General features: G+C 74.3%; 16 protein-coding genes. 3 read left to right on the forward strand and 13 right to left on the reverse strand.

Translation table 11 applies throughout. The annotated features are described in order from the left end of the window. Positions 1 to 98 precede the first annotated feature (98 nt). The 9 genes from ACH4LD_RS15310 to ACH4LD_RS15350 all read right to left on the reverse strand — a co-directional run bounded on the left by ACH4LD_RS15310 (position 99) and on the right by ACH4LD_RS15350 (position 19421). The gene (locus ACH4LD_RS15310; RefSeq protein ID WP_398055181.1) at positions 99 to 11042 is read right to left on the reverse strand and encodes an SDR family NAD(P)-dependent oxidoreductase; all 10944 of its coding nucleotides are present in this window, start codon (positions 11040 to 11042) and stop codon (positions 99 to 101) included. A gap of 82 nt (positions 11043 to 11124) precedes the next feature. Beyond that, complete coding sequence (locus ACH4LD_RS15315; protein WP_398055182.1) at positions 11125 to 12414, reverse strand: methylaspartate mutase; 1290 nt, start codon at positions 12412 to 12414, stop codon at positions 11125 to 11127. Continuing rightward, positions 12411 to 12863, reverse strand: a complete 453-nt coding sequence (locus tag ACH4LD_RS15320) for a cobalamin B12-binding domain-containing protein (protein WP_398055183.1) — start codon at positions 12861 to 12863, stop codon at positions 12411 to 12413. The genes ACH4LD_RS15315 and ACH4LD_RS15320 overlap by 4 nt, the downstream gene beginning before the upstream one ends. Continuing rightward, entirely contained in the window at positions 12863 to 14101 is a 1239-nt protein-coding gene (locus tag ACH4LD_RS15325) for a type III PLP-dependent enzyme (RefSeq protein ID WP_398055184.1), read from the reverse strand. The genes ACH4LD_RS15320 and ACH4LD_RS15325 overlap by 1 nt, the downstream gene beginning before the upstream one ends. Further along, complete coding sequence (locus ACH4LD_RS15330; protein WP_398055185.1) at positions 14098 to 15624, reverse strand: class I adenylate-forming enzyme family protein; 1527 nt, start codon at positions 15622 to 15624, stop codon at positions 14098 to 14100. The genes ACH4LD_RS15325 and ACH4LD_RS15330 overlap by 4 nt, the downstream gene beginning before the upstream one ends. Then, entirely contained in the window at positions 15621 to 17183 is a 1563-nt protein-coding gene (locus ACH4LD_RS15335; RefSeq protein WP_398055350.1) for an amino acid adenylation domain-containing protein, read from the reverse strand. The genes ACH4LD_RS15330 and ACH4LD_RS15335 overlap by 4 nt, the downstream gene beginning before the upstream one ends. Positions 17184 to 17208: 25 nt before the next feature. Further along, on the reverse strand, positions 17209 to 17460 hold the full coding sequence (locus tag ACH4LD_RS15340; protein WP_030656347.1) for a phosphopantetheine-binding protein: 252 nt from the start codon (positions 17458 to 17460) through the stop codon (positions 17209 to 17211). Positions 17461 to 17486: 26 nt separating this feature from the next. Next, complete coding sequence (locus tag ACH4LD_RS15345) at positions 17487 to 18422, reverse strand: ACP S-malonyltransferase (protein WP_398055186.1); 936 nt, start codon at positions 18420 to 18422, stop codon at positions 17487 to 17489. Between the two features lie 102 nt (positions 18423 to 18524). Beyond that, the gene (locus tag ACH4LD_RS15350; RefSeq protein WP_398055187.1) at positions 18525 to 19421 is read right to left on the reverse strand and encodes a proline iminopeptidase-family hydrolase; all 897 of its coding nucleotides are present in this window, start codon (positions 19419 to 19421) and stop codon (positions 18525 to 18527) included. 616 nt (positions 19422 to 20037) lie between these two features. Here ACH4LD_RS15350 and ACH4LD_RS15355 point away from each other — a divergent pair. Genes ACH4LD_RS15355 through ACH4LD_RS15365 form a run of 3 tightly spaced genes read left to right on the forward strand, consistent with a single transcriptional unit; the run spans position 20038 to position 22782 of the window. Beyond that, a complete protein-coding gene (locus tag ACH4LD_RS15355) occupies positions 20038 to 21270 on the forward strand; it encodes a cytochrome P450 (RefSeq protein WP_398055351.1) in 1233 nt (410 codons plus the stop codon). A 58-nt stretch (positions 21271 to 21328) separates the two neighbouring features. Next, the gene (locus ACH4LD_RS15360; protein ID WP_398055188.1) at positions 21329 to 22564 is read left to right on the forward strand and encodes a cytochrome P450; all 1236 of its coding nucleotides are present in this window, start codon (positions 21329 to 21331) and stop codon (positions 22562 to 22564) included. A 26-nt stretch (positions 22565 to 22590) separates the two neighbouring features. Next, on the forward strand, positions 22591 to 22782 hold the full coding sequence (locus ACH4LD_RS15365) for a ferredoxin (RefSeq protein WP_103817813.1): 192 nt from the start codon (positions 22591 to 22593) through the stop codon (positions 22780 to 22782). Between the two features lie 82 nt (positions 22783 to 22864). Here the strand turns inward: ACH4LD_RS15365 and ACH4LD_RS15370 are convergent, their stop codons facing one another. The 4 genes from ACH4LD_RS15370 to ACH4LD_RS15385 all read right to left on the reverse strand — a co-directional run bounded on the left by ACH4LD_RS15370 (position 22865) and on the right by ACH4LD_RS15385 (position 26498). Next, on the reverse strand, positions 22865 to 23728 hold the full coding sequence (locus tag ACH4LD_RS15370) for an SDR family oxidoreductase (RefSeq protein ID WP_398055189.1): 864 nt from the start codon (positions 23726 to 23728) through the stop codon (positions 22865 to 22867). Next, positions 23725 to 24480: a thioesterase II family protein gene (locus ACH4LD_RS15375; RefSeq protein ID WP_398055190.1), complete on the reverse strand. Its 756-nt coding sequence runs from the start codon at positions 24478 to 24480 to the stop codon at positions 23725 to 23727. Before ACH4LD_RS15375 ends, ACH4LD_RS15370 begins: the two co-directional genes overlap by 4 nt. Positions 24481 to 24591: 111 nt before the next feature. Further along, positions 24592 to 25236 (reverse strand): response regulator transcription factor, encoded by a 645-nt coding sequence (locus ACH4LD_RS15380; RefSeq protein WP_132784442.1) that lies wholly within the window; start codon positions 25234 to 25236, stop codon positions 24592 to 24594. Then, complete coding sequence (locus ACH4LD_RS15385; RefSeq protein ID WP_398055191.1) at positions 25200 to 26498, reverse strand: sensor histidine kinase; 1299 nt, start codon at positions 26496 to 26498, stop codon at positions 25200 to 25202. The genes ACH4LD_RS15380 and ACH4LD_RS15385 overlap by 37 nt, the downstream gene beginning before the upstream one ends. Positions 26499 to 26509 lie beyond the last annotated feature (11 nt).

The raw sequence follows: 26509 nt of genomic DNA on the forward strand, positions 1-26509 counted from the left end.
CTCCCTGCTGGTTCGGCGGCGCTGGTGACGCGGTGGAGGTGCGCCGGTACGGGTGGCCCGGTGCCGGACGCGGCGCGTCGTCCGGCACCGGGGCGGGGTCACTGGGTGCCGCTGCGGTCGAGCGCGGCGCGCACCAGGTCGGCGACGGCCATGGACTTGATGTCCAGGGCGCGGTCGGCGGGGGCGGGGGCCGGGGCCCGCTCGGAGAGCTTCAACAGGCTGTCGAGCAGGCCGGCTTCGCGGATGCGGGCGACGGGGATGCGGGAGATCAGGGCGCGCAGCTCGTCGTCGCCGTGCGTGGCGGCCGGGGGCTCGGGGTCCGCGGTGTCCGGGAGGAGCCGTTCGAGGAGGTGGCCGGCGAGGGCCGCCGGGGTGGCGTAGTCGAAGATCAGCGTGGACGGCAGGCGCAGTCCGCAGACCGCGTTCAGCCGGTTGCGCAGTTCCACGGCGGCGAGCGAGTCGAAGCCGAGCTCGGTGAAGGCGCGGCGCGGTTCGACGGCTGCCGGTCCGGCGTGGCCGAGGACGGCGGCGACCTCGGTGCGGACCGCCTCCAGGACGGTGTGTTCGTGGTCGGCGGCGGGGAGTTCGGCCAGCCGCTCGCCCAGGGTGCGGGCCCGGTCGTCGCCGTCCGCGCGGGCGGTGACGCCGGCCAGGGTCCGCAGGGCGGCCGGGACGTCGTCGCCGCGCCGGCGCAGGGCCGCGGTGTCGAGCCGTACCGGTACCAGGGCGGGGCTGCCGGTGGCCACGGCGGTGTCGAACAGCTCCAGTGCCTCGCCCGGGTCGAGCGCGCCGATGCCGGAGCGTTCGATGCGCTGGACCCCGGCCTGGTCGAGGGCGGCGCCCATGCCGCCGCCGGACCACAGTCCCCAGGCGAGGGAGGTGGCGGGCAGGCCGAGCCCGGCGCGGTGGGCGGCCAGCGCGTCGAGGAAGACGTTGGCGGCGGCGTAGTTGCCCTGGCCGGAGGCGTCGAGGGTGCCGGCGGCCGAGGAGAACAGCACGAAGCGGGACAGCTCCCGGTCCAGGGTGAGGTCGTGCAGGTGCCAGGCGGCGTCCGCCTTGGGCCGCAGCACGGTGTCCAGCCGCTCCGGGGTCAGCGAGGCCACCAGGCCGTCGTCCAGGACGCCTGCGGTGTGGACGACGCTGTCGACGGGGTGCGCGGTGAGCAGGGCGGCGAGCGCGGCGCGGTCGGACACGTCGCAGGCGACGATCTCGGCCTTCGCGCCCAGTTCCGCCAGGTCCGCGCGCAGCTCGGCGGCGCCGGGCGCGTCGGGTCCGCGGCGGCTGGTGAGCACCAGGCGGGTGACGCCGTGCCGGGCGGCCAGGTGGCGGGCGACGAGGGCGCCGAGTCCGCCGGTGCCACCGGTGACGAGGACGGTGCCCCACGGGCGGTCCTTCGCCGGGGAGTCGTCGGCGCGCACCAGGCGCGGGGCGTGCGCGCGGCCGTCCCGCCAGCGGACCTCCGGCTCCCCGGAGTCGAGGAGGGCGGCGAGGGCGGCCCGGTCCGGTACGGGGCCGTCGGGGCCGGTCCGTGCGACGAGCAGGATCCGGCCGGGGTCCTCGGCCTGCGCGGCCCGCACCAGGCCGTGGACGGCGGCGTCGGCGAGGCCGCCGCCGGTGAGCACCACCAGTACGGAGCCGGCGTACCGGTCGTCGGCCGTCCAGGCCCGCAGGGCCTGGAGGGTGCGGCCGAGCACGGTCCGCACGGCGCCGGGCAGTCGCTCGCCGTCGGCGCGCGGTGCGGTGACCGGCAGGATCACCACGTCGGGGACGGAGGCGCCGAGCGCGTCCAGGCCGGCGTGCACGGGGACGCCGAGGCCCAGGTCGTCGTCCCCGAGGACCGCCCAGGTACGGCGGTCGGGGCGTCCGGCGGCCTCGGGCAGCGGTTCGTCGGTGACGGCGTACAGGTGGCGCTGCCGCTGGGTGAGCCGGTCGGCGGTGACCGGCCGGGTGACATAGGACTCGACGGTGGCGAGGGGCCGGCCCTCGCCGTCGGCGAGGTCGATGCGGGTGCCGTCGGTGCCGGGGGTGACACGGACGCGGGCGGTGAGCCCGCCCTGGGCGTGCGGGGCGACGCCGGTCCAGGCGAAGGGCAGGGCGATGCCGTCGGTGCTCTCGTCCGGTTCGCCGTCCAGGAGGGACGTGACGTGCAGGGCGGAGTCCAGCAGGGCCGGGTGCAGGGTGTGCCGGGCGGCGTCCTGCCGTGCGGAGTCGGGCAGTTCGAGTTCGGCGAGGAGCGCGTCGCCGTGCCGCCAGGCGGTCTTGACGCCGCGGAAGACGGGGCCGTAGTCGTAGCCCTCGGCGTGCAGCCGCGGGTAGAGGCCGGTGACGTCGAGCGGGGTGGCGCCGGGCGGCGGCCAGGCGCCGGGGGCGGGCGCAGGCGCGGTGACCGAACCGGTGAGGGTGCCGGTGGCGTGCCGGGTCCAGCCCTCGTCCGCCGGGGCGTTCTCGGGGCGTGAGTGGATCTCGACGGTGCCGTCGGGGCCGGTGGCGACCTGGAGGTGGACGGCGGTGTCCGCGGCCAGCACCAGGGGGGCCTGGAGGGTCAGTTCCTCCACGACGGGGCGTCCGGTGAGGCGTCCGGCGTGCAGGGCGAGGTCGACCAGCGCGGCGCCGGGCACCAGGACCGTGCCCAGTACGGCGTGCTCGGCGAGGACGGGGTGGGTGGCGGTGGAGATCCGGCCGGTGAGCAGGACTCCGGCGTCGCCGGGCAGGTCAAGGCGGGCGCTGACCAGCGGGTGGCCGGCGGCGGCGAGCCCGTGCCCGGCGGCGTCGCCGACGGCGACGGCGGGCGTGGGCAGCCAGTACCGGCGGTGCTCGAAGGCGTAGGTGGGCAGCTCGACCCGGCGGCCCTCGTACGAGGCGTACAGCGTGGCCCAGTCGACGTCGAAGCCCCGGGTGTGCACGGTGGCCAGGGCGGCCAGCAGGCCGGGCAGCGGGTCGGTGTCCTTCCGGCCGGCCGGGACGAACGCGGTGTCCTCGGCGTCCGGCAGGCAGTCGGGGCCCAGGGCGGTGAGCACGGGTGCGGCGCCGAGTTCGAGGAAGGTGCCGGCGCCCTTCGCGGCCAGCGTGGTGACGGCGTCGGCGAAGCGCACGGTCTGCCGCACGTGCCGTACCCAGTAGTCGGCGGCGCCGAGTTCGGCGGCGGTGGCCGGGGCGCCGGTGAGGGTGGAGACGATCGGCACGGTCGGTTCGGCGGCCTCGATGCCGGTCATGACCTCCCGGAACTCGGCCAGCATGGGCTCCGTCCGGGGCGAGTGGAAGGCGTGTGAGACCCGCAGCCGGCGGGTCGTCGTGAAGTGTGCGGCGACCTCGGTCACGGCGTCCTCGTCACCGGAGACGACCACGGCTCGGGGGCCGTTGACGGCGGCGATCCCGCACCGCCCGTCCAGCAGCGCCGCCACCTCCTCCTCGGCGGCCTGTACGGCGATCATCGCGCCGCCCTCGGGCAGTGCCTGCATGAGCCGGCCCCGGGCGGCGACCGCGGTGACGGCGTCCGGCAGCGACCACACGCCCGCGACGTGCGCGGCGGCGAACTCGCCGACGGAGTGGCCGGCCAGCCAGTCGGGGCGCAGTCCGAAGGACTCCAGCAGCCGGTAGAGCGCGACCTGGGTGGTGAACAGCGCGGCCTGGGTGTAGGCGGTCTGCTCCAGGGTCTCGGGGTGGTCACCGAACACGACCTCTGCCAGGGGGCGTTCGAGGTGCTTGTCGAACAGGGCGGCGGCGCGGTCGAAGTGCTCGGCGTAGACGGGGAAGGCGTCGTACCATTCGCGGCCCATGCCGGGGCGCTGGGCGCCCTGACCGGAGAACAGGTAGGCGAGCGTGCCGTCGGTGGCGGAGCCGGTGACGAGCAGCCCGGGTGCCTCGGTGCCGTGGGCCAGGGCGTCCAGCGCGGCGGCGGCCTGGTCGTCGCCGTCGGCGAGGACCACGGCGCGGTGCGGATGGGTGCCGCGGGTGGTGGCCAGGGCCAGGCCGAGGTCGGCCGCGGTCGTGCCGGTCAGCTCCCGCAGGCGGCGGGCCTGGCCGCGCAGGGCCTCGGGCGAGCGGGCGGAGACGGGCAGGGCGAGCACCGGCGGGGCGGTGGCGAGGTCCGGCTCGGCGGGCTCGGGCTGCGCGAACTCCTCCAGGATCACATGGGCGTTGGTGCCGCTGATCCCGAAGGAGGACACCCCGGCGCGGCGCGGCCGGTCCGGGGCCGGCCACGGGCGTCGCTCGGTGAGCAGCCGTACCGCGCCCGCGTCCCAGTCGACCTGGGGGGACGGCGCGTCGACGTGCAGGGTCTTCGGCAGGACCCCGTTGCGCATCGCCATCACCATCTTGATGACTCCGGCGACTCCGGCGGCGGCCTGCGTGTGCCCCATGTTCGACTTGACGGAGCCCAGCCACAGCGGTTCGGCGCGGTCCTGGCCGTAGGTGGCGAGCAGCGCCTGGGCCTCGATCGGGTCGCCGAGGGTGGTGCCGGTGCCGTGCGCCTCGACGGCGTCGACGTCGGCGGGGCCGAGCCCGGCGGCGGCCAGCGCGGCACGGATGACGCGTTGCTGGGAGGGGCCGTTGGGGGCGGTCAGGCCGTTGGAGGCGCCGTCCGAGTTGACGGCGGAGCCACGGACCAGGGCGAGCACGCGGTGGCCGTTGCGGCGCGCGTCGGAGAGGCGTTCCACGACGAGCACGCCGGCGCCCTCGCCCCAGCCGGTGCCGTCGGCAGCGGCGGCGAAGGACTTGCAGCGGCCGTCGGCGGCCAGCCCGCGCTGCCGGGCGAAGTCGATGAACGTGTCCGGCGTCGACATGACGGTCACGCCACCGACCAGGGCGAGGTCGCACTCGCCCTGCCGCAGCGCCTGGGCCGCCAGGTGCAGGGTGACCAGGGAGGAGGAGCAGGCCGTGTCCACGGTGACGGCCGGTCCCTCCAGGCCGAGGGCGTAGGCGACCCGGCCGGAGACGACGCTGCCGAGGCTGCCGTTGCCGAGGTAGGCGGCGAGGTCCTCGGGCACCTCGGCGAGCCAGGTGCCGTAGTCGTGGTACATGACGCCCGCGAACACGCCGGTGCGGGAGCCGCGCAGCCGGTGCGGGTCGATGGCGGAACGCTCCAGCGCCTCCCAGGACACCTCCAGGAGCAGCCGCTGCTGCGGGTCCATGGCGGTGGCCTCGCGGGGGCTGATGCCGAAGAAGCCGGCGTCGAACTCGGCCGCGTCGTACAGGAAGGCGCCCTCGCGGGTGTAGGTGCGGCCGGGGGTGCCCGGCTCGGGGTCGTACAGCGCCTCGGTGTCCCAGCCGCGGTCGGCCGGGAAGCCGCCGACCGCGTCGACGCCGTCGGCGACGAGCCGCCACAGGTCCTCCGGGGAGCGGACCCCGCCGGGGTAGCGGCAGCTCATGCCGACGATGACGATCGGGTCGTCGTCCGGTGCGGTGCGGGCGGCGACGGCGGGGGCGTGCCGCGGGCCGGCGCCGAAGAGCGTGTCGCGGATGTGCTCGGCGAGGGCGCGGGAGGTGGGGTGGTCGAAGACGAGGGTGGCGGGCATCCGCAGCCCTGTGGCGGTGCCCAGCCGGTTGCGCAGTTCCACGGCGGCCAGCGAGTCGAAGCCGAGGTCGGTGAAGGCCCGGCCGGGGTCGATGGCGGACGGCCCGTCGTGCCGGAGGACGGCCGCGACCTCGGTGCGCACCAGGTCGAGCAGGGCGCGATCGCGGTCGGCGGCGGGCAGCGCCGCGAGCTGTCCCTCCGTGGCCGTGGCGGGCGCGGCACTCGCGGCGGCGCGGCGGGTGACCGGCCGGACCAGGCCGGTCAGCAGCGGCGGTATGCCGTCGGTGCGGCGGCGTACGCCGGCGGCGTCGATCTCGACGGGGACGAGGTGAGGCGCGCGGGAGCGGACGGCGGTGTCGAACAGCTCCAGGGAGCGGTCGGCGGACAGGCCGGGGACGCCGTAGGCCGCGATGCGCTCGCGGGCGGCCTCGTCCAGTTGAGCGCCCATACCGCTGTCGGTGTCCCACAGGCCCCAGGCGAGCGCGGTGGCGGGCAGGCCGAGGGCTGCGCGGTGCGCGGCGAGGGCGTCGAGGTAGGCGTTGGCGGCGGCGTAGTTGCCCTGGCCGGGGCCGTCGAGGACGGCGGCGAGGGAGGAGAACAGCACGAAGTGGGCGAGATCGCGGTCCCGGGTCAGCTCGTGCAGGTGCCAGGCGCCGAGCGCCTTGGCGTGGAAGACCTCGTCGACCATCGCGTCGGTGAGGGAGTCCACGACGCCGTCGCGGACGGTGCCCGCCGCGTGCACGACGGAGTCGACGGGGTGCTCGTCGAGCAGCCGGCGCAGCGCCTCGCGGTCGCCCACGTCGCAGGCGGTGACGGTCACCTCGGCGCCGAGCGCGGTGAGTTCGGCGTGCAGCTCGGGGGCCGTACCGCGGCGGCCGGCGAGCACCAGGCGGCGCACGCCGTGGGTGCGGACCAGGTGCCGGGCGAGCAGCGCGCCGAGGCCGCCGGTGCCGCCGGTGACGAGGACGGTGCCCCAGTCGGCGGTGGCCGCGTCCCCGGAGGGCTGGACGGTCAGCCGGGGCACGGCGAACGCGCCGACGGCGAGCGACAGTTCGGGTTCGCCGGTGGCGAGGGCCTGGCGCAGGTCGGCCTCGCCGGGCAGCTCCTCGTGCTCGACGAGGACAAAGCGGCCGGGGTTCTCCGCCTGGGCGGACCGGACGAGGCCGCGGACGGCCGCGTGGGCGGGGCTGCCGGGCGGGGTGACGACGACGAGCCGGGTGCCGGCCAGCCGCTCGTCCCGCTGCCAGGTGCGCAGCAGCCGCAGGACGTGGTGGACGTGGGCGCGTGCCGCGGTGGCGTCGGCGTCCGCCGGGCCGGGCACGCGGTGCACGACGGCGTCGGGGGCGGGGCCTCGGAGCAGGGCGTCCACGGAGTCCGTGAGGACCGCGGTGCGCAGGGGTGGTGCGGAGGTCGCCGGTCGGGGGTACGGCGACCACCGCACCGCGTACAGGACGTCGCTGTCCGGTACGGGACGGGAGGTCAGGGCCTCGATGTCGGCCACCGGGGCGCCGGTGGCGTCGGCGAGGCGCAGGGCGATGGTGTCACCGCCGGCGCGGGTGATCTTCACGCGGAGGGCGGGCGCGCCGGTGGCGTGCAGGGTGACGCCGCTCCAGGCGAACGGCACCAGGACCTCGGGGCGCGGCGGGGCGTCGAGGTCGGCGGCGTGCAGCGCGGCGTCGAGCAGGGCCGGGTGCAGGCCGAACTGTGCGGCGTCGGTGGCCGCTTCCTCGGGCAGGGCGACCTCGGCGTAGACGTCGTCACCCTGCCGCCAGGCGGCGCGCAGGCCCTGGAAGGCGGGGCCGTACCCGTAGCCCTGGTCGGCGAGGTCCGCGTAGACGCCGGCGGTGTCGAGCGGCTGTGCGTCCTTCGGAGGCCACACGGTCAGGTCGGCCGTGGCGGCGGGGGCGGTGGTGGTGAGGACGCCGGCGGCGTGCTGGGTCCAGGGGGCGGCCCGGTCGGCGCGGGTGTGGACCGTGACGGGACGGCGCCCGGCCTCGTCGGGTTCGCCGACGGCGACCTGGACGGCGACGTCCTCGTCGGCGCGCAGCACGAGCGGTGCGCCGAGGGTCAGTTCCTCCAGGGTGTGCGCGCCGACGTGCTCGCCTGCGCGCAGCGCGAGTTCGACGAAGGCGGTGCCGGGGAACAGCACCCGTCCGGCGATGACGTGGTCGGCGAGCCAGGGCTGGGTCCGGGTGGACAGCCGCCCGGTCAGTACGACGCCCTCGGCGCCGACGGCCACCACGGCGGCCAGCAGCGGGTGGCCGGCGGGGAGCTGGCCGAGGCCGGCGGCGTCGGTGGCGGCGCGCTGCTCCAGCCAGAAGCGGCGCCGCTGGAACGGGTAGGGCGGCAGGTCGATGCGGCGCCCGCCGAGGCCGGCGAAGTGCCGCCGCCAGTCGACGGGGACGCCCCGGGCGTGGGCGGCGGCGAGCGCGCCGACGGCCTCGCGGGCCTCGGGCCGCTCGCGCCGCAGCACCGGCAGGAAGGCGGTGCCGGGTACGTCGGTGCAGTCCGGGCCCATGGCGGTCAGTACGGCGTCGGGGCCGACCTCCAGGAAGGTCCGGACCCCGGCGTCGGCGAGGGTGCGGACGGCGTCGTGGAAGCGGACCCGGGCGCGTACGTGCTCCACCCAGTACTCGGGGTCGCACAGCTCGGTGGTGACGGGTCCGCCGGTGACGGTGGAGACCACCGGCAGTCTCGGCTCGGCGAAGTCGAGCACGTTCACCACGCGCCGGAACTCGGCCAGCATCGGTTCCATCAGCGGCGAGTGGAAGGCGTGGCTGACCCGGAGCCGCTTGGTGTCGTGGCCGCGCGCGGCGAGTTCGGCGGCGATGCGTTCCACGTCGTCCGCGGCGCCGGACACCACGACGGCGGCGGGCCCGTTGACGGCGGCGATGCCGGTGCGCGGGGTGAGCAGCGGCGCCACCTCGTCCTCGGTGGCGCGTACGGCGACCATGGCGCCGCCCTCGGGCAGTCGCTGCATGAGCCGGCCACGGGCGGCGACCAGGATCGTCGCGTCCTGGAGGGTGAGCACGCCGGCCACGTGCGCGGCGGCGATCTCGCCGACGGAGTGCCCGGCGAGCTGGTCCGGGGCGAGGCCCCAGCTCTCCAGGAGCCGGTGGAGGGCGACCTCCACGGCGAACAGGGCGGGCTGCGCGTACTCGGTACGGTGCAGCAGCTCGGCCTCGGGGGTGCCGGGGTCGGCGAACAGGACGTCCGTCAGCGGCCGGGCGAGCTGGAGGTCGAAGTGGGCGCAGACGTCGTCCAGGGCGTCGGCGAACACCGGGTGGGCGGCGGCCAGTTCGCGGCCCATGCCGATCCGCTGGCTGCCCTGCCCGGTGAACAGGAAGGCCAGCTCGCCGTCGACGCGCTGAGTGAGCGGGGTGGCCCCCGAGGCCAGATCCTCCAGTGCGGTGCGCAGTTCGTCGCGATCGGTGGCGACGAGGACGGCCCGGTCGTCGAGGGCGGCCCGGGTGGTGGCCAGCGAGTGAGCGAGGTCGAGCGGATCGGCCTCGTCCACGAGCGGCAACAGACCGGCGGCACGGGCCCGCAGGGCGGCCTGGCCGCGGGCGGACAGAGCGAAGGGCAGGGGGGTGCCGGGGGGCGGGGCCGGGCGGGCGCCGGTGCCGGCGTTCTGGGACGCCGGCTCCGGGGGCACCGGTATGCCGGCCGCCGGGGACTCCGACCGCCGGGAAGGGGCGCTGCCCAAGGACTCCGACCGCCCGGAAGGACCGGCGTCCGCACGCACCGGCCGCTCGGGGGCACCGCCGCGCGAGGATTCCGACCGCTCGGAGGCGCCGTCGCCGTCCGCGAGCGCCGACCGCACCGGAAGCTCACCGGCCGCGTCACCGCCCGCGCCCTGCGGCCGTGCCGGAAGGCCGGCGTCCGCGGGGTCCGGCTCCTCCAGGATGACGTGGGCGTTGGTTCCGCTGACGCCGAAGGACGACACACCCGCTCGTCGGGCCCGGCCGGTGTGCGGCCAGGCGCGTTCCTCGGTGACGAGTTCCACGGCGCCGGAGGACCAGTTGACGTTCGGGGTGGGCGCGTCGACGTGCAGGGTCGCCGGCACGCGGCCGTGCCGCATGGCGAGGATCGTCTTGATCATGCCGGCGGCACCGGCGGCGGCCTGGGTGTGCCCGAGGTTGGACTTGACCGAGCCGAGCAGCAGCGGGGCGCCGTCGGGCCGGCCCTGGCCGTAGGTGGCGAGGAGCGCGGTCGCCTCGATGGGGTCGCCGAGCCGGGTGCCGGTGCCGTGTGCCTCGACCACGTCGACGTCGGCGGCGGTGAGGCCGGCGTCGGCGAGTGCCCGACGGATCAGCCGCTGCTGGGACGTGCCGTTGGGCGCGGTGAGGCCGTTGGAGGCGCCGTCCTGGTTGACGGCCGAGCCACGCACGAGGGCCAGGACGCGGTGCCCGTTGCGGCGCGCGTCGCTCAGCCGCTCCAGGACGAGCACACCGACGCCCTCGGCGAATCCGGTGCCGTCCGCGGCGGCGGCGAACGCCTTGCAGCGGCCGTCGGGCGCGAGGCCCCGCTGCCGGCTGAAGGCGGTGAACACACCGGGACCGCCCATGACGGCGACACCGCCCGCGAGCGCGAGCGAGGACTCGCCCTGGCGCAGCGAGCGGCACGCCAGGTGGACGGCGACCAGGGAGGCGGAGCAGGCGGTGTCGACGGTGACGGCCGGCCCCTCGGCGCCGAGCACGTAGGCGACCCGGCCGGAGATGACGCTGCCCGCGTTCCCGGCGAGCAGGTAGGCGTCGAGCCCGTCCGGGGCGTCGTGCAGGCGCGGCCCGTACTCCTGCACCTCGGCGCCGAAGAACATGCCGGCCGGCGTGCCGCGCAGCCCCGTGGGGTCGATGCCGGCGTCCTCCAGCGCCTGCCAGGACGTCTCCAGGACGAGCCGCTGCTGCGGGTCCATGCCGAGCGCCTCGCGCGGGCTGATGCCGAAGAAGTCGGCGTCGAACTCGGCGGCGGTGTCGAGGAATCCGCCGCTGCGGACGTAGGCGCTGCCGGGCACCTCGGGGTCCTCGTCGAAGAGGGCGTCCAGGTCCCAGCCGCGGTCCTGCGGGAAGCCGGACAGCACCTCGCCGCCCTCGGTGAGCAGCCGCCACAGGTCGGCGGGCGAGGAGATGCCGCCGGGGAAGCGGCAGCCGATGCCGACGACCGCGACGGGCTCGTCGGCGTCGCCGTCGGTGGCCGGCTCGTCCGGGGCGTCCGTCGTACCGTGCACCTCGGCGAGCAGCCGGGCCGCCAGGTCGTGCACGGTCGGGCAGTCGTAGGCGAGACCGACCGGCAGGTCGAGCCCGGTGCGCTCGGTCAGCCGCCGGTGCAGGTCGACGGCGGCGAGCGAGTCGAGTCCCTGCGTGGCGAACGGGGCGGCCGGGTCGAGGGTGTCCACCGTGCCCGGCCGGGCCGCTTCGATCGCCTCGGTCACGGCGGTGCGCACCAGTTCGGTCACCAGCCTGCGGTGCTGGGACGGTACGGCCGTGGCGAGCCGTCGTGCCAGAGCTGAGTCGGTTCCGGGCCCGTTCATCCACGCATCTCCACTTTCGGCCGACACCGGTTTTCCTCACCTTTTTCCACACCGTAGTGACGGCCTCGGAAAGGCCACACCCTTAAGCACCCCTAGGGGCCGGCAGATCGACCGGCGCCGTGTCCTCGGGGTGGTGCCGGTCGAACGAACGGCGTACATAGGACAGCGAGTCGAGCAGTTCCGCGGAGGTGATGGCCCGGGCCGGGCGTACGTCGGCGACACCGTGCAGCGGCATCCTTCCGATGTCGGCCCAGCACAGCCGGCCGTCCGCGGCGATGTAACTCCGGCTGCATCCGGCGTTGTCCGGATGCAGACAGTACGGAACGTCGAGATATCCCTTGGCGAAGGCCGCGAGCAGCGCGGCACCGAGGTCGTCGTCCAGCTCCAGCACGGCGTTCACCAGCGCCGACGCCTCGGCGTAGGTCTGGGTGGCGGTGCCGTCGAGCGGGGCGCGCGGTGTGCGCGCGGCGACGGCCGCGGCGTGTTCGAGCGCGGCGACGTTCTCGGCGACCGACGGAATACGGCGGGATTCCGCGACGGTTTTCACGATGAGCCGTTCGGAGCCGCTGGCGACGGCGAGTTCCGCCGCTTTCCCGAGCAATCGGTAGGCACCTTCCTCGGTTTCCGGGAACAGCCCCATATAGGCGTAGACGACGACATGCCATTCGGTGTCCGGCAGCAGGCGCGCGCACAGGCTGCGCAACGCGGCCACCGCTTCGGCGTCCTGGCGCGGGTCGGTCTGCTGCGCGTAACTCACCGAGATGCTCCGGATGCCGTGCCGGCGGAAGAACAGCGCCTCCAGCACGCTGACCGCGACGAGCAGGGCGGGCGGGCAGAGCTGGCCGAGGACGCAGCCGCCGAAGGTCTCCAGGTGCGGTTCGGTGCCCGACTCCCGCCGCGCGGCGAGCAGTTCGCAGGAGACGGCCCAGTGGGCGACGGACTCGCGCAGCGGGACCCGGCCGTAGGGCAGGCAGTAGGAGACCGGTCCGCCCTCGGAGGCGTCGAGCCCGACGGCCGTCAGCGCCCGGAAGATGTCCTCCGGCGCGGCCGAGCCGTGCCGGACCTGGACCGGGAAGTCGGGGCCGTGGATCCCTTCGAGGACGCTCAGGGTGGTGGTCGTCTCGTGGCTCACGATCGGGTAGCCGTTGAGGGCGACGCCCTCCAGGACGGCCAGTTCGGCCGACTCCAGGTCGCCGACCCGGGTGTAGCTGTCCAGGGTGATCGTGCCGACGGTGGTCGCCGCGGCGCTCCGGGTGGCGAGCAGCCCGGCCCGCATCCGTTCCGGGCTGCTCATCCCCATCCGGGGCTGGACCACCAGGTGGCCGGCGTCGTGAGCCCGGCGCACGAACGCGCCGAACCCGACGCCGGTCACACCAGGGCCCGCTGCGGCAGCGTGTCGAGCATCCGCCGGAAGGCGGCGACGCCCTCGGGGCTGTCGTCGAACACCGCGTCGTAGCCGGCGGCGCGCAGCGCGGCCACCTCGTCGCCGCCGCAGGGGCCGGCGATGCCGAGCTTGCCGCCGATGACGGCGGGCACACCGGCGAGCCCGGGGTGTTCGCGCAGCCGGGTGACGGTCCGCATGCCGTCGTGGTAGCCGTGGCCGTTGACGCTGCTGATCACGACGAGGGCCGGGCGGTGCGCGAGGGCTTCGGCGATGAGGAGGTCCTCGGGGACGCAGGGGCCGAGGTTGACCACGCGGTGCCCGTGCTCCTCCAGGAGGAGCTGGAGGTAGACGAGGTTCCAGGTGTGGGAGTCGGAGATGCCGCCGGCCACGAGGACGGGCTGGTCTTCGGGGGCGGGGGCGGTCGGGAAGGGGCTCATCACAGGGCCTGTCCGTGGTCGTAGGTGCGGGTGTGCTGGATGCGGGAGACGGAGACGAGGGCGTCGCCGCGGACGACGATCTCGGCGGGGGCGGGCCGGCCGAGGAACATCAGCAGGCTGGCCGTGGGACCGTAGGCGCCGGCGTTGGGCACGGTGAGCAGGTCGCCGGGTGCCAGCTCGGGCAGCGGGACGTTCCGGCCGAGCAGGTCGCCCGGGGTGCACAGCGGCCCGGCGAGGCTCGCGGGGGTGCCGTCCGCGCCGGTGGACTCGTGCGGCTCGACGGACACGGGCAGGATGCGGCCGAGTCCGGACATGCCGCCGAAGGTGTTGATGCCGGCGTCGAGGACGAGGTAGCGGGTGTCGCGGCTGTCCTTGACGTTGACGACGGAGGTGAGCAGGGTGCCGCTGTCGGCGACCAGGTAGCGGCCCGACTCGCAGGCGATCCGCGGGGCGCCGTCCCGCCAGCCGGGGAAGTGCTCGTCCAGGGTCTCGGCGAGGGCGTCGCGGAGGCCGCCGTAGACGGGCCGCTCGCCCTGTACGGCGTAGGGCGCGGCGAACCCCCCGCCGATGTCGAGGAAGCGGAAGGTGACACCGAGAGCGTCCTGGAGGGCGGCGGCGGTGGCGATGGTGTGGCGGAACTCGGCGACGAGGCTGGCCTCGTCCTTGGCGTTGCTCAGCGGGAAGAAGTGCAGTCCGGCGATGCTCGTGCCGGGTACCTCGCGCAGTGCGGCGGCGAGGCCGGGCAGGGTCTCGCTGTCGAAGCCGAACTGCGAGGGGACGCCGGTCATGCGGATGCTGGTGGCGGCGGCGCCGGTGGCGTTGTTGACCCGGATCAGGCAGTCGGCGGTGAGGCCGAGCTTCAGCGCCGTCTCGCCGACGCGGCGGAGGTCGCCGCAGGACTCGGTGGAGAACAGGCGGACGCCGCGCGTCAGCGCCTCGGCCAGTTCGCCGGTGGTCTTGCCGGGTCCGGTGTAGAGGATCCGGTCGCCGGTGAAGCCGGCCCGCAGGGCGGCGTCGAGTTCTCCGACGGAGCTGATCTCGGCGCGGCAGCCGCGGGTGCCGCCGGAGCGCAGCTCGCGCAGCAGTTCGGGGTGCGGGTTGGCCTTGGCGGCGTAGAACACCTCGACCTCGTCGGGCAGCGCGGCGAACAGGTCGTCGCGGGCCGCCGCCACCCGGTCCAGGTCGTAGACGTAGGCCGGGGTGCCGAAGCGTTCGGCCAGCTCGGTGGGGCCGGTCACGGGGTGGTTCCTTCCAGGAGGCGGGCGAGCTGCTTGCGGTCGTGCTTGCCGTGCGGGGTCAGCGGCAGCTCGGCCACGACGCGGCTCACGCCGGGCACCTTGGCGGGCTCCAGCCGCAGGGACAGCTCCTTCAGCAGGGCGTGCGGGTCGATGTCGCCCTCGGCGAACACCGCGAGGTCGCGGCCGGGGGCGGGGGGCAGCACGGCGGCGGCGCGGACGCCGGGGACGTCGGTGGCGGCGCTCTCGATCTCGGTGGTGCTCATGCGCACACCCTTGTGCTTGAACATGTCGTCGCGGCGGCCCTCGTAGTAGAGGAAGCCGTCCTCGTCGACATGGCCGAAGTCGCCGGTGTGCAGCCGCAGTCCGCCGTCGGGGGCGGGGCGGAAGGCGCGTGCGGTCTGTTCCGGCGCGCGCCAGTAGCCGGGCATGACGTGCGGGCCCTCGACCACGATCTCGCCGGTCTGCCAGGGCGGCAGCGCGTTGCCGTCGTCGTCGACGACGAAGGCGCGGGTGCCGGGCAGCGGACGGCCGACCGAGTCCGCTTTGGCGTCCTGGAACGCGGGCGGCAGCACGGAGACGCGCTTGCACTCGGTCTGCCCGAACTGGATGATCACCTCCGCGCCGGGGAACGCCGTGCGCAGGCCGTCGGCGGTGGACTTCGGCAGCGCGGCACCGGTGTTGGTGAACATACGCACCCGGGACTCCCGGCCGGGTTCGCGTTCGGCGAGGGCGCAGATCATGGTGGCCAGGGACGGCACGATGGGGACGATGGTGGCGCCGGTCTCGCGGATGCGGCGCAGCAGCACCAGGTCGGACTCGCCGTCGGCGAGCACGATCTCGCAGCGGCCGGCCGCGGTGAGCAGCACCTTGTACAGGCCGTAGTCCCAGGAGATGGGGAAGCGGCAGAACACCACGTCGTCGGGGCGGTAGCCGAGTTCGAGGTTGATGGCCTCGGTGGCGAAGACCATCCGGCCGTGCGGGCAGATGACCGCCTTGGGGGCGGCGGTGGAGCCGGAGGTGTAGACGAGGACGGCGATGTCCTCGGGGTCGACGTCCGCTCCGCCGGAGCGGGCCCCCCGCACCCGCAGCGCGGTGATCTCCCGCCACGCCTCGCCGAGGCCGAGGACCGGGACGCCGCCGGCGAGGGCGGCGATGCGGTCGACGGCCGGGTCGGTGACGACGACCAGCGCGGGGTCGGCGTTCTCGGCGACCGACCGCAGGTGGTAGTCCTTCATGCCGGTGTTGACGGGGACCAGGACGGCGCCCCGGCGCGCGGTGCCGTACAGCAGCGCGACCAGTTCGCGGGTGCTGGGCAGTTGGACGAGGACCCGGTCGCCGTGGCCGATGCCGCGCTCTTCCAGCCAGGCGTCGACGGCGTGGCTGTGGGCGGCGAGTTCCCGGTAGGTCCAGCGGCCCGTGCCGTCGGTGACCGCCGGCGCGTCGGGGCGTTCGGCGGTGGCCTCGTCGAGCAGGTCGTGGACCCGGGCGTCGGTACGGGCCTGCGCTGTCGGTTGACCGTTCACTGCGACTCCTGCCGCCTTTCGTGTGTGCGTCCCGCCCCGGTGGCCTGCCGCATGGCCGTGGCCCGGGCGGCGAGCTTCCTGCGGTCGGTCTTGCGGTTGGAGTTGAGCGGGAGCGCGTCCAGGTGGTGGAAGGCACGCGGGACGACCGCGGCCGGCAGCAGCTCCCGCAGGTGCCGGGCGAGCCGGGCGGGCGGCACGGGCTCGCCGGTGTGGAAAACGGCCAGCTCCACCGTGCCGTCCACGGGCACCGCCACGGTGACGGCGTCCTCCACGCCGGGGCAGGTGCGCGCGGCGGCGTCCACCTCGGCGAGTTCCATCCGCACCCCGTGCACCTGGACCTGGGCGTCCTGGCGGCCCAGGTACAGCCAGCCGCCGTCACCGGCGCGCCGGACCCGGTCGCCGGTGCGGTAGAAGCGCCGGCCGTCGTGTTCCAGGAACCGTCCGGTGTCATCGGTCGGGTCCAGGTAGCCGGGGGTCAACTGGGGCCCGGCGACGCACAGTTCACCCTCGTCCCCGGCGGTGGGCGCCCCGGAGGGGTCCAGCAGCAGCGTCTCGTGGCCGGGGTGGACGGCGCCGATGGGCACCATGTCGTTCAGGTACCGGCCGGGCGTCCAGCGGTGCGCGGTGACGGTGATGGTGAGTTCGGTCGGGCCGTACAGGTTCTCCAGGGCCGAGCCCGGCGCGGCGGCGGCCCAGTCCTCGGCGTCCTTGCAGCTGAGCGCCTCCCCCGCGAAGAAGCTCCACCGCAGCGACGGCAGCGCGCCCGGCCCCAGCCCGCCGGTGCGGCGCACCAGGGTGATCGCGCTGGGCGTGGAGAACCACACGGTCATCCGCTGCTCGGCCACGAACTCCGGCAGGTGCGCGTACGCCCGTGCCGGGACCGGTACGACGGCGGCGCCCGCGCCCCAGGCGCAGAACAGGTCGAACATCGCGCAGTCGAAGTTGAGGTCGAAGGTCTGCGAGAAGACGTCGTGCGGTCCGAAGTCGTAGCGCTCGTCGAGCAGGCGGAAGTAGTGCGCGGTGTTGGCGTGGGTGACCGGTACGCCCTTGGGCCGGCCGGTGGAGCCGGAGGTGAACAGCACGTAGGCGATGTCGGTGGGCCGGGCCGGCAGGGGCGCCTTCAGGGCACTGTCCGGGTCGACGGCGAGCGCCGGCAGGGGGTGCCCGCCGGGTGCGAACAGGGTCGGCAGGGTGACACCGGCCTCGTGCAGCGCGGTCAGGGCGGGCAGGGCGTCGTCGTCGGCGAGCAGCGCGCCGACCCCGGCGGCCTCGATCATCTGCCGGGTGCGGGCGGCGGGGAAGGCCGGCTGGAGGGGTACGACGGTGACGCCGCTGTACAGGCCGGCCAGCAGGGCCGCGTACGCCGTGGGTCCCTTGCCGGCCAGCACCCCCACGGCGGGCTGCCGCTCCGGGAGCCCGGCCAGCAGCGAGCCGGCCAGGAGCAGGGCGCGTTCGTGCAGTTCGCGGTAGGTGAGCTCGACGCCGTCGGCGCGCAGGGCGGGCCGGTCCGGGGCGAGGGCCAGGCCGCGCGCGAACCGGCCGGACAGCGTGCCGTCCATGGTGGGGTCCACGGTGGCCGTCCCGTCAGCTCGCGGTGCTCTGGAGCATGCTCCGCACGGTGTCCCACAGCACGCCGGCGGTGCGGAAGGTGTCCATGGTCAGCGCGCTGTCGCGGAAGCGGACCTGGTAGTCCTCCTCCAGCGTGCCGAGGAGCTGGACGGTGCCGAGCGAGTCCAGGCCGAGGTCCTTCAGGTCGGATTCCGGCGTCAGCTCCTCCTGTGGCGGAAGGAACGGCAGGAAGGGGCGGAGTATCTGTTCGAACCGGTCGTCCCACATGGGGGCCTCCAACGTGTCGGGCGGGGTCAGGCGGCGCGCGAGCGGCGCCGGGGGGTCATCGCCAGCCGCGGCTGCGCGGCGACGACGTCGAACTGGCGGGTGGTGCTGGGGACCCGGCCGAAGAGGCTGTCGGGCCCGGCGACGCACAGGCGACGGACGCCGGCGTCCTTGAGGGCCGTGGTGACGCTCGGCCAGTCCATCGGGTGGTCGAAGCCGTCGAGCAGCATGGTGCGCAGTTCCTCGCCGGTGTGCAGCAGCCTGCCGTCCTGATCGGCTACGACGGGCAGCTTCGGGTCGGCGAAGGTGTACCGGGACACCACCTCGCGCGCGGCCTTGTCACGCAGCGAGCGGAACGCCGAGGCGTGCATGGGGGGCCGCATGGTGTACAGCGGGAGGCTGCCGATGGCGCGCAGCCGCTCCTGCATCCACTCCACGCGGCGCTCGGAGAGGGAGACCATGTAGAAGCCGTCGTCGACGTGGCAGGAGATCTCGTGCCACTCCCCCGCCGCGTCGAGGTCGGCGAGGATGGCGTCGAGTCCGTCGCGGGGGGCGCGGACGAAGGACAGGGTGACCTTGTCCCGGTGCTCCTCGGCGAAGTACTCCTCCAGGCAGCGGGCGATCTCGGCGGTCAGCCGGACCGCGTCGGGCAGCTCCAGGACGCCGGTCCAGGCGAGGGCGGCCTTCTCGCCGAAGCTGGGGCCGGCGACGATGTCGGGTTCCACGCCGAGGTGGTCCCGGGCCCAGTGGGCGCAGGCCAGGCAGTTGACGAAGAAGGCGACCTGGGCGGCCTCGGAGTAGTCGCCCGGTGAGGTCCGGAAGGCGTCCACGAGGGAGTAGCCGAGCGCTTCGTCGGCGACGGCGACCAGGTCCCGGGCGAAGGGGTTGGCCACCATGAACCTGCCGACCTCGGCGAACGGGACGGGGCCCATACCGGGGAAGACGAGCGCGGTGTCGTGTGCCATGGCGGGATCCCCGCCCCCTTTCACGGACTCGTGGATGTCGGAGCTCTGCGGGCTGTCGTGGACGTCGGAGGCTGTCGTGGACGTCGGAGGCTCTCGTGGACGTCAGAGGCTCTTGAGGAAGTCGGTCAGCACCGCGAAGAACCGTTCCGGTTCCTCCAGGTGCGGAAGGTGGCTGGACTCCTCGAAGATCTCCCAGCGCGCTCCGGGGATCTCGTCGTGGTACGGCTGGACGACGGCCGGCGTGGCCTCGTCGTGGCGGCCGCTGATCAGCAGGGTCGGCGTGCGGACGCGGTGCAGGTCTTCGACGATCGACCAGTCCTTGAGCGAGCCGATGACATGGAACTCGTTGGGTCCGTTCATGGCGTAGTAGACCGTCGGGTCGTTGTAGATCTCCATGAAGGAGGACAGGAAGTCCCGGGGCCAGGGCGTCACACGGCACACGTGGCGGTCGTAGAAGACCCGCATCGCGGCCAGGTACTCCTCGCTGTCATAGGTGCCGGCGGCCTCGTGCCGCAGCAGCGCCTCCTGCACGTCCGGCGGCAGCTCGGCGCGCAGCCGGGCCATCTCCTGGAGCCAGATCGGGTATGAGGCGGGCGCGTTGGCGATGACCAGTCCGCGCAGACCGGCCGGGGCCGCCATGGCGTGCCGGGCGCACAGGGGTCCGCCCCAGGACTGGCCGAACAGCACGTAGTCGTCGGCGATCCCCAGTTTCTCGACCAGGTTGGCGAGTTCCCTCTCGAACAGCTCGACGGTCCAGAACTCGGTGCCCCTGTCGGGCAGATGGGTGGAACCGCCGTTGCCTAGCTGGTCGTAGTGGACTACGGGCCAGCCGTCCTCGGCGAGCCGGGCCAGCGGCAGCAGGTAGTCGTGGGTGCTGCCGGGGCCGCCGTGCACGGCGACGACCGCCGGCCGTCCCGCGCCGAGTTCACCGGTCACCCGGTACCAGGTCCGGTACTCCCCGAAGGGGACGGTGCCCTTCGCGCTGGGATCCGGGGACACGCTGATCACCTCTGCTCGGCTGCGGGACGCGGCGGCGGCCGGGGACGGGACGCCGGCCGGGACCGGGAGAGCCGGGGCGGTGGGGATCCGTGTCCCCGTCCGGTCCGCCGTGCCTCTGCCCGTGTTCCGCAGCCGACGCTAACCGCCGCCGAGCCGCCGCCGGACCCCTAACCGCCCCTAGGCAAAGTCCGACCCGGAGGGCAGCGCCTAGGGGTCGGCGGGCGGTGGGACGCCGGCCCGGCCACGCACCGCGACGGGCCCCGAAGAACCGGATCGCACGTCTCCACGCGAGCTCATGACGGGGGACGCGGACAGTCGGAGTACCGGGCCGGGTCCTGGAACCGACGGCGTCACCGGTCGAGGCCACTGCTCACCGGGCGGCCGACGGTGCGTGGTGGCACGGCCGCCGGTCCGGTGACCGGCCGCCGGTGCGCTGGTCGGCCGCCGGTGCAGTGGCCGGCCGGGGACAACGGTGTCCCCTAGGGGCGCCTAGGGGTTGGGGCCCCGGTCGTGGCTGCTTAGCGTGCGAGGGGCGGCTGACAGCGCCGCACCGGCGCCGGGACCGGACCCGCTCCGAGACCGGCGTGTCCCGCTCCCTCCGTGCGATGAGGACATGATGACTGCACCTGCCGAACCGGCCGACGGGGCCGCGCTGCCGGAGTTCCCGATGCGGCGGGCCTGTCCCTTCAGCCCGCCGGCCGCCTACGCCGAACTGCGCGAGACCGAGCCGGTCTCCCGGGCGCTGCTGAAGGTGAACGGCAAGCCCGCCTGGCTGGTCACCCGCCACGACCTGTACAAGAAGCTGCTGGGGGACTCCCGGGTCAGCGCCAATCTGAAGCTGCCCGGATATCCCCTCCAGGTGCCGGTCCCGGAGGAGACGCTCCAGTCGGTGCCGCTGACCTTCCTCTCCATGGACCCGCCGGACCACACCGTCCAACGCCGCATGCTGGCCCCGGAGTTCAGTGTCCGCCGGATGCGTGAGCTGCGCGGCCGGGTGCAGCAGATCGTGGACGAGCAGATCGACCACATGCTCGCCAAGGGCGCGGACGGTCCGGTCGACCTGGTCACCGCGCTCGCGCTGCCGGTGCCGTCCCTCGTCATCTGCGAACTGCTCGGCGTGCCCTACGAGGACCACGGCCGGTTCGAGGAGTGGGCGTGGGCCATCATGAACCACGACATCAGCGACGAGGACCGGGGCCGCGCGCACTACGAGCTGGACCGGTACGTGGACGGGCTGGTCACCGCCAAGGAGAGCGAGCCCGGCGACGACATGATCAGCCGGCTGATCGAGTTCAACCGGCAGACGCCGGCGGTGGAGCACTCCGACATCGTCAGCATGTCCAAGCTGATGCTGGTCACCGGGCACGAGACCACCGCCAACATGATCGCGCTGGGCATGCTGGCCCTGCTGGAGCACCCCGAGCAGCTCGCCGCCCTCCGCGAGGAGCCCGAGCTGATGCCGAAGGCGGTGGAGGAGCTGCTGCGCTTCTTCTCCATCTCCGACGCGGGCACCGCCCGGGTCGCCCTGGAGGACATCGAGCTGGGCGGGGTCACCATCCGGGCCGGCGAGGGCATCCTGCCGCTGAACAACGCGGCCAACCACGACGAGCGCGTGTTCCCCGACCCCGACCGCCTCGACGTGCGGCGCGAGGCCCGCAGCCACCTGGCGTTCGGCTACGGCGTCCACCAGTGCATCGGCCAGAACCTGGCGCGCATGGAGCTGGACGTCGTCTACTCGACGCTGCTGCGGCGCGTGCCGACGCTGCGCCTGGCCGCCCCGGTGGAGGAGCTGCGGTTCAAGGACGACGCGATCGTCTACGGCCTGTACGAGCTGCCCGTCACCTGGTGACACCGCGACCCCGCCCCCGTACCCCGCTTCCGTCACCGACACGTTCCGAAAGGCAGCCATGACCCAGTCCGCCGACGCCGTACCCGAGACGGACCCGACGCTCCCGCGGTTCCCGATGCGGCGCACCTGTCCGTTCAGCGAGCCGCAGGAGTACGCCGGGATGCGTGCGAACGCCCCCGTCTCGCGTGCCGCGTTGAAGGTGAACGGCAAGCCGACCTGGCTGGTCACCCGGCACGAGGACGTCCGGCAGGTGCTGGGCGACAGCCGGGTGAGCTCCAACCTGAAACTGCCGGGCTACCCGCACCAGTTCCACATCCCCGAGGAGATGCTGGCGCAGGTCCGGCTGATGATGCTCAACATGGACCCGCCGGAGCACAGCGCCCAACGGCGCATGCTCATCCCGGAGTTCACCGCGCGACGGGTGAAGGAGATGCGGCCGCGCATCCAGCAGATCGTGGACGAGCACGTCGACGCGATGCTGGCGAAGGGCGGCCCGGTGGACCTGGTCACCGCGCTCGCGCTGCCGGTGCCGTCCCTCGTCATCTGCGAACTGCTCGGCGTGCCGTACGAGGACCACGCCCAGTTCGAGGAGTGGTCGGCGGCGATGATGAACCACGATCTGAGCCCGGCGGAGTACGGGGCGGCGGTGCAGGCCCTGGACATGTACCTCGACAAGCTCGTCACCCTCAAGGAGAACGAGCCGGGTGACGACCTCATCAGCCGGTTCCTGGAGAAGAACCGCACCGAGCGGGTCGCCGACCACGCCGACGTGGTGACGATGGCCCGGCTGATGCTGGTCGGCGGCCATGAGACGACGGCGAACATGATCGCCCTCGGTGTGCTGGCCCTGCTGGAGCACCCCGAGCAGATGGCGGCGCTGCGGGACGACCCCGCGCTCCTGCCGAACGCCATCGAGGAGTTGCTGCGCGTCTTCTCCATCTCCGACTCCGGCACGGCGCGGGTCGCGGTGGCGGACATCGAGGTCGGCGGTGTCACCATCCGCGCCGGCGAGGGCATCCTCGCCCTGAACAACGCCGCCGACCACGACGAGTCCGTCTTCCCGGACCCGGGCACCCTCGACATCCGCCGCAAGGAGGCCCGCAGCCATCTCGCCTTCGGTTACGGCATCCACCAGTGCATCGGCGCCAACCTGGCCCGGGTGGAGCTGGAGACCGTCTACGGCACGCTGCTGCGCCGCGTCCCCGGCCTGCGGCTGGCGGCCGAGCCGGACGAGCTGCGCTTCAAGGACGACGCCATGGTCTACGGCGTCTACGAACTCCCCGTCACCTGGTGACGGCCGACCCGAACGGAGTCCCCCTCATGCGTGTCACCGCCGACCGCGACCGGTGCGTGGGCTCCGGCCAGTGCGCGATGCTCAGCCCCGAGGTGTTCGACCAGGACGACGACGGTCTCGTCCTCGTCCTGCGGGAGGTCCCGGGCGCGGATCTGACCGAGGAGGTCCACCGGGCGGCCGACCTGTGCCCGGCGCAGTCGATCCGCGTGCACGACTGAACGTCCGCCGGCCGCCGGTACGGCGTGGGCCTCGGAGGTGGCTGTCACCTCCGAGGCCCACGCCGTGCCGGCGGCCGCTCGTTCACGGGGCGGGCCGGGGTCCCGCCAGGGACTCGGCCTGGCCGAGGAAGCGGGGCAGCCACTGCTCGTAGGAGACGCCCGCCAGGAACCCCAGCGCCGCTTCCGCGTCCTTGCCGACCACCGTGTGCAGCGGGGTGCCGGGGTCGTCGGCGGCGGCGACGACGGCCTCGGCCGCCTCCGCGCAGTCGGCGGCGCCCTCCGCGACGCGGGCGAGGAACCGGGCCAGCCAGGCGTGGTCCGCGCGGTACGGGTCGGCCTCGGACGGCTCCCCGTCGGTCACGCCGGCGACGGACCTGCCCTGGATGCGGGAGGCGAAGCTGCCCGGTTCCAGGCACACCACCCGGATGCCGAAGGGCTTGGCCTCCGCGTACAGGGCCTCGCTGAGCGCGCCCAGGGCGGCCTTGCTCGCCGCGTAGAAGCCGCCGTGCGGCACGGCGAACGTCCGCCCGGCGAGGGACGAGACGTTCACGATGACTCCGCTGCCCCGTGCGCGCATGCCGGGCAGCACGGCGCGGGACACGCGCAGCGGGCCCCAGAGGTTGGTCTCCATCAGCGCCCGCGCCTGGTCGAGCGGCATGGTCTCGACGGGTCCGGTCCGGTCGATGCCCGCGTTGTTGACCAGCACGTCGACGGGGCCGTGCCGGTCCTGCACCGCGCTGACGGCGGCGGTGACGGAGGCGTCGTCGGTGACGTCCAGCCGGGGGACGTCGAGGGTGAGGTCCTCGGCGTGGGCGCGCCGCAGGAGTTCGTCGGCGCCGGCGGGGTCGCGGACGCAGGCGTGGACGCGGTCCCCGCGCCGTGCGAACGCCAGCGCCGTCTCCAGGCCGATGCCGCTGCTGCACCCGGTGATCAGGACCGACGTCACGACCGCACCGCCCACTTGGCCAGCAGGTCCAGGACGTCCTGGGCGTGCGCCGTCAGGTAGAAGTGGCCGCCCGGGAACACGTGGAACTCGGATGCCGTGTCCGTGTGGCGCGACCAGGCGCGGGCCTCGTCCACGGTGACCTTGGGGTCGTCGTCGCCGACCAGGCTGACGATGGGACAGGCCAGGTCGGGGCCGGGCTCGTAGGTGTAGGTCTCGGCCGCGCGGTAGTCGGCGCGGATCGCGGGCAGGGCCATGCGGATCAGTTCCTCGTCGTCGAGGATCGACGCGTCCGTGCCGCTCAACTGACGCATCTCCTCGACGAGTCCGTCGTCGTCGCGCAGGTGCACCGTCTCATGGCGCGGGCAGGAGGGGGCCCGGCGGGCGGAGGCGAACAGTGCGCGCGGGACGATGCCGTGGTCGCGTTCCAGCCGGCGGGCGACCTCGAAGCCGAGGGTGGCGCCCATGCTGTGGCCGAAGAGGACCAGGGGGCGGTCCGCCCACGGCAGCAGGACGGCGGTGACCTGGTCGGCGAGTTCACGGATGCTCTCGACGCACGGCTCGTTGCGGCGGTCCTGGCGCCCCGGGTACTGCACGGCGAGGACGTCCACGGAGGCCGGCATGCTCGCCGACACCGGGTGGTAGAAGGTCGCCGAGCCGCCGGCGTGGGGCAGGCACACCAGCCTGGCCGCCGCGTCCGGGCGGGGATGGTAGCGGCGGATCCAGAGACTGTCCTGCTCGGTGAGCGTGGTCATGGGGGCGGGCGTTCCCTTCCTGGGCTGCGACGCTGGGCGCGGGGGCGGTGCCCCAGCAGTCTCACGCCCAGGGCGGGGGCGGACCACCCCTACCCGCCCCAACCGGCCTGCTCAGGCGTTGAGGTAGGCCAGCACGGCGAGCACCCGGCGGTTGCTGTCGCTCGACGGCGGCAGCATCAGCTTGGTGAAGATGTTGGAGATGTGCTTCGCCGCGGCGCCCTCGGTGATGGTGAGCCGCTGGGCGATCGCCGTGTTCGAGCAGCCCTCCGCCATCAGCTCCAGCACCTCGCGCTCGCGGGCGGTGAGCGCGGCCAGCGGCTCGTCCCGGGAGTGACTGGTCATGAGCTGGGCGACCACGGCGGTGTCCATCGCCGTGCCGCCGGCCGCGACCCGGCGTACGGCGTCGATGAACTGCTCGTCGTCCAGCACGCTGTCCTTCAGCAGGTAGCCGATGCCGCCGGTGCCGTCGGCCAGCAGTTCCCGGGCGTACATCTGCTCGACGTGCTGGGAGAGGACGAGGATCGGCAGGCCGGGCTGCTCCCGGCGGGCGCGCAGGGCGGCCTGGAGGCCCTCGGTGGTGAAGGTGGGCGGGAGCCGTACGTCGACGATGGCGATGTCGGGCCGGTGCTCGCTGATCGCGGCGGCGAGGTCCGTGCCGTTGTCGACGGCGGCGACCACCTCGAAGTCGTACGCCTCCAGCAGTTGGATGATCCCCTGCCTCAGGAGGAAGAGGTCTTCGGCGAGGACAACGCGCACGGCAACTCCATCTTCATCACGGTCGGACCGCCCGGTGGACTGTCGATCTCCAGGACCCCGTCAAAGGATGCCAGCCGCCGTCGGATGCCCGCGAGGCCGCTCCCGGCCGACGCGTCGGCGCCGCCGCGGCCGTCGTCGGTGACCCGGGTGTGCAGCATGCCCTCCTCGCACCAGGCGACGACCTCCACGCGCCGCGCGTCGGCGTGCTTGAGGGCGTTGGTGAGCAGCTCGGACACCGCGAAGTACACGGCGGACTCGACCGGGTCGGGCAGCCGGCCGGGCAGGTCCGCCACCACGGTGACGTGGAGGGGGCTGGCCAGGCCCAGGGCGCGCAGGGCGTCGGGCAGGCCCCGCTCGGCGAGGACCGGCGGGTGGATGCCGTGAACCAGGTCGCGCAGCTCGCGCAGCGCCTCCACCGACGAGGAGCGGGCCTGCCGCAGCAGCCGCCGGGCCTCCTCCGGGTCCTGGTTCATCTTCCGGTCCACGGCGCCGAGTTGAAGGCCGAGGCTGACGAGCCGGGCCTGGGCTCCGTCGTGCAGGTCGCGTTCGATGCGGCGCAGTTCGGCGGCCTGGATGTCGAGTGCGCCGGACCGGGTCTCGGACAGGTGCTGGACGCGTGAGGCCAGTTGGGACTGGCGGGTGGGACCGAGCAGGAAGCGGACGAAGTAGGCGTACCCCTTGAGCGCCAGGGGGCCGAGGAAGATCCAGCCGGTGAGCACGACGAGCGCCAGCAGGGCCGCGGCGAGCGCCGCCGGCCAGCTGTCTACGGTGACGAAGGAGTACCAGCGGCCGTGTCCGTCGTCCGCGAGGGGCTGCCACAGGCCGCAGGCGAGGAACAGTCCCTCCCCCGCGTAGTACAGCAGCGCGGCCGGAACGAAGCCGACGAGACCGACCACGCAGTTGAGGAACAGCCACAACAGGTCCCGCCAGGTCGCGGGGTCGGCGAGGATCCACTTGCAGCGCCGCGTCCAGCCGACGATGTCCTTCTCGATCTCCTCCGGCTCGGGCCGGTAGGGCCGCTCCACCGGGACGCCGGAGCGCGCGGCGGCCCGCCGGTTGAGGTCGCACAGCCATCGCACGGCCCGGGTGAGGTAGGGCAGCGCGAGGAAGCCGATGCCGATGAGGCAGAGGACGATGAAGTAGGTGGTGGTGACGAAGAGGACGACCGACAGCAGCGCTCCGGAGGCGATGGCCACGCCGACCAGGGTGTCCAGGGTGGCGCGGCCGAGTCGGCCGCGCCACGTGACCGGCACAGTCTTCATGTCGTCATGTT

The organism is Streptomyces sp. NPDC017676 (assembly GCF_044329325.1).
In the GTDB taxonomy this organism is placed as follows: domain Bacteria; phylum Actinomycetota; class Actinomycetes; order Streptomycetales; family Streptomycetaceae; genus Streptomyces.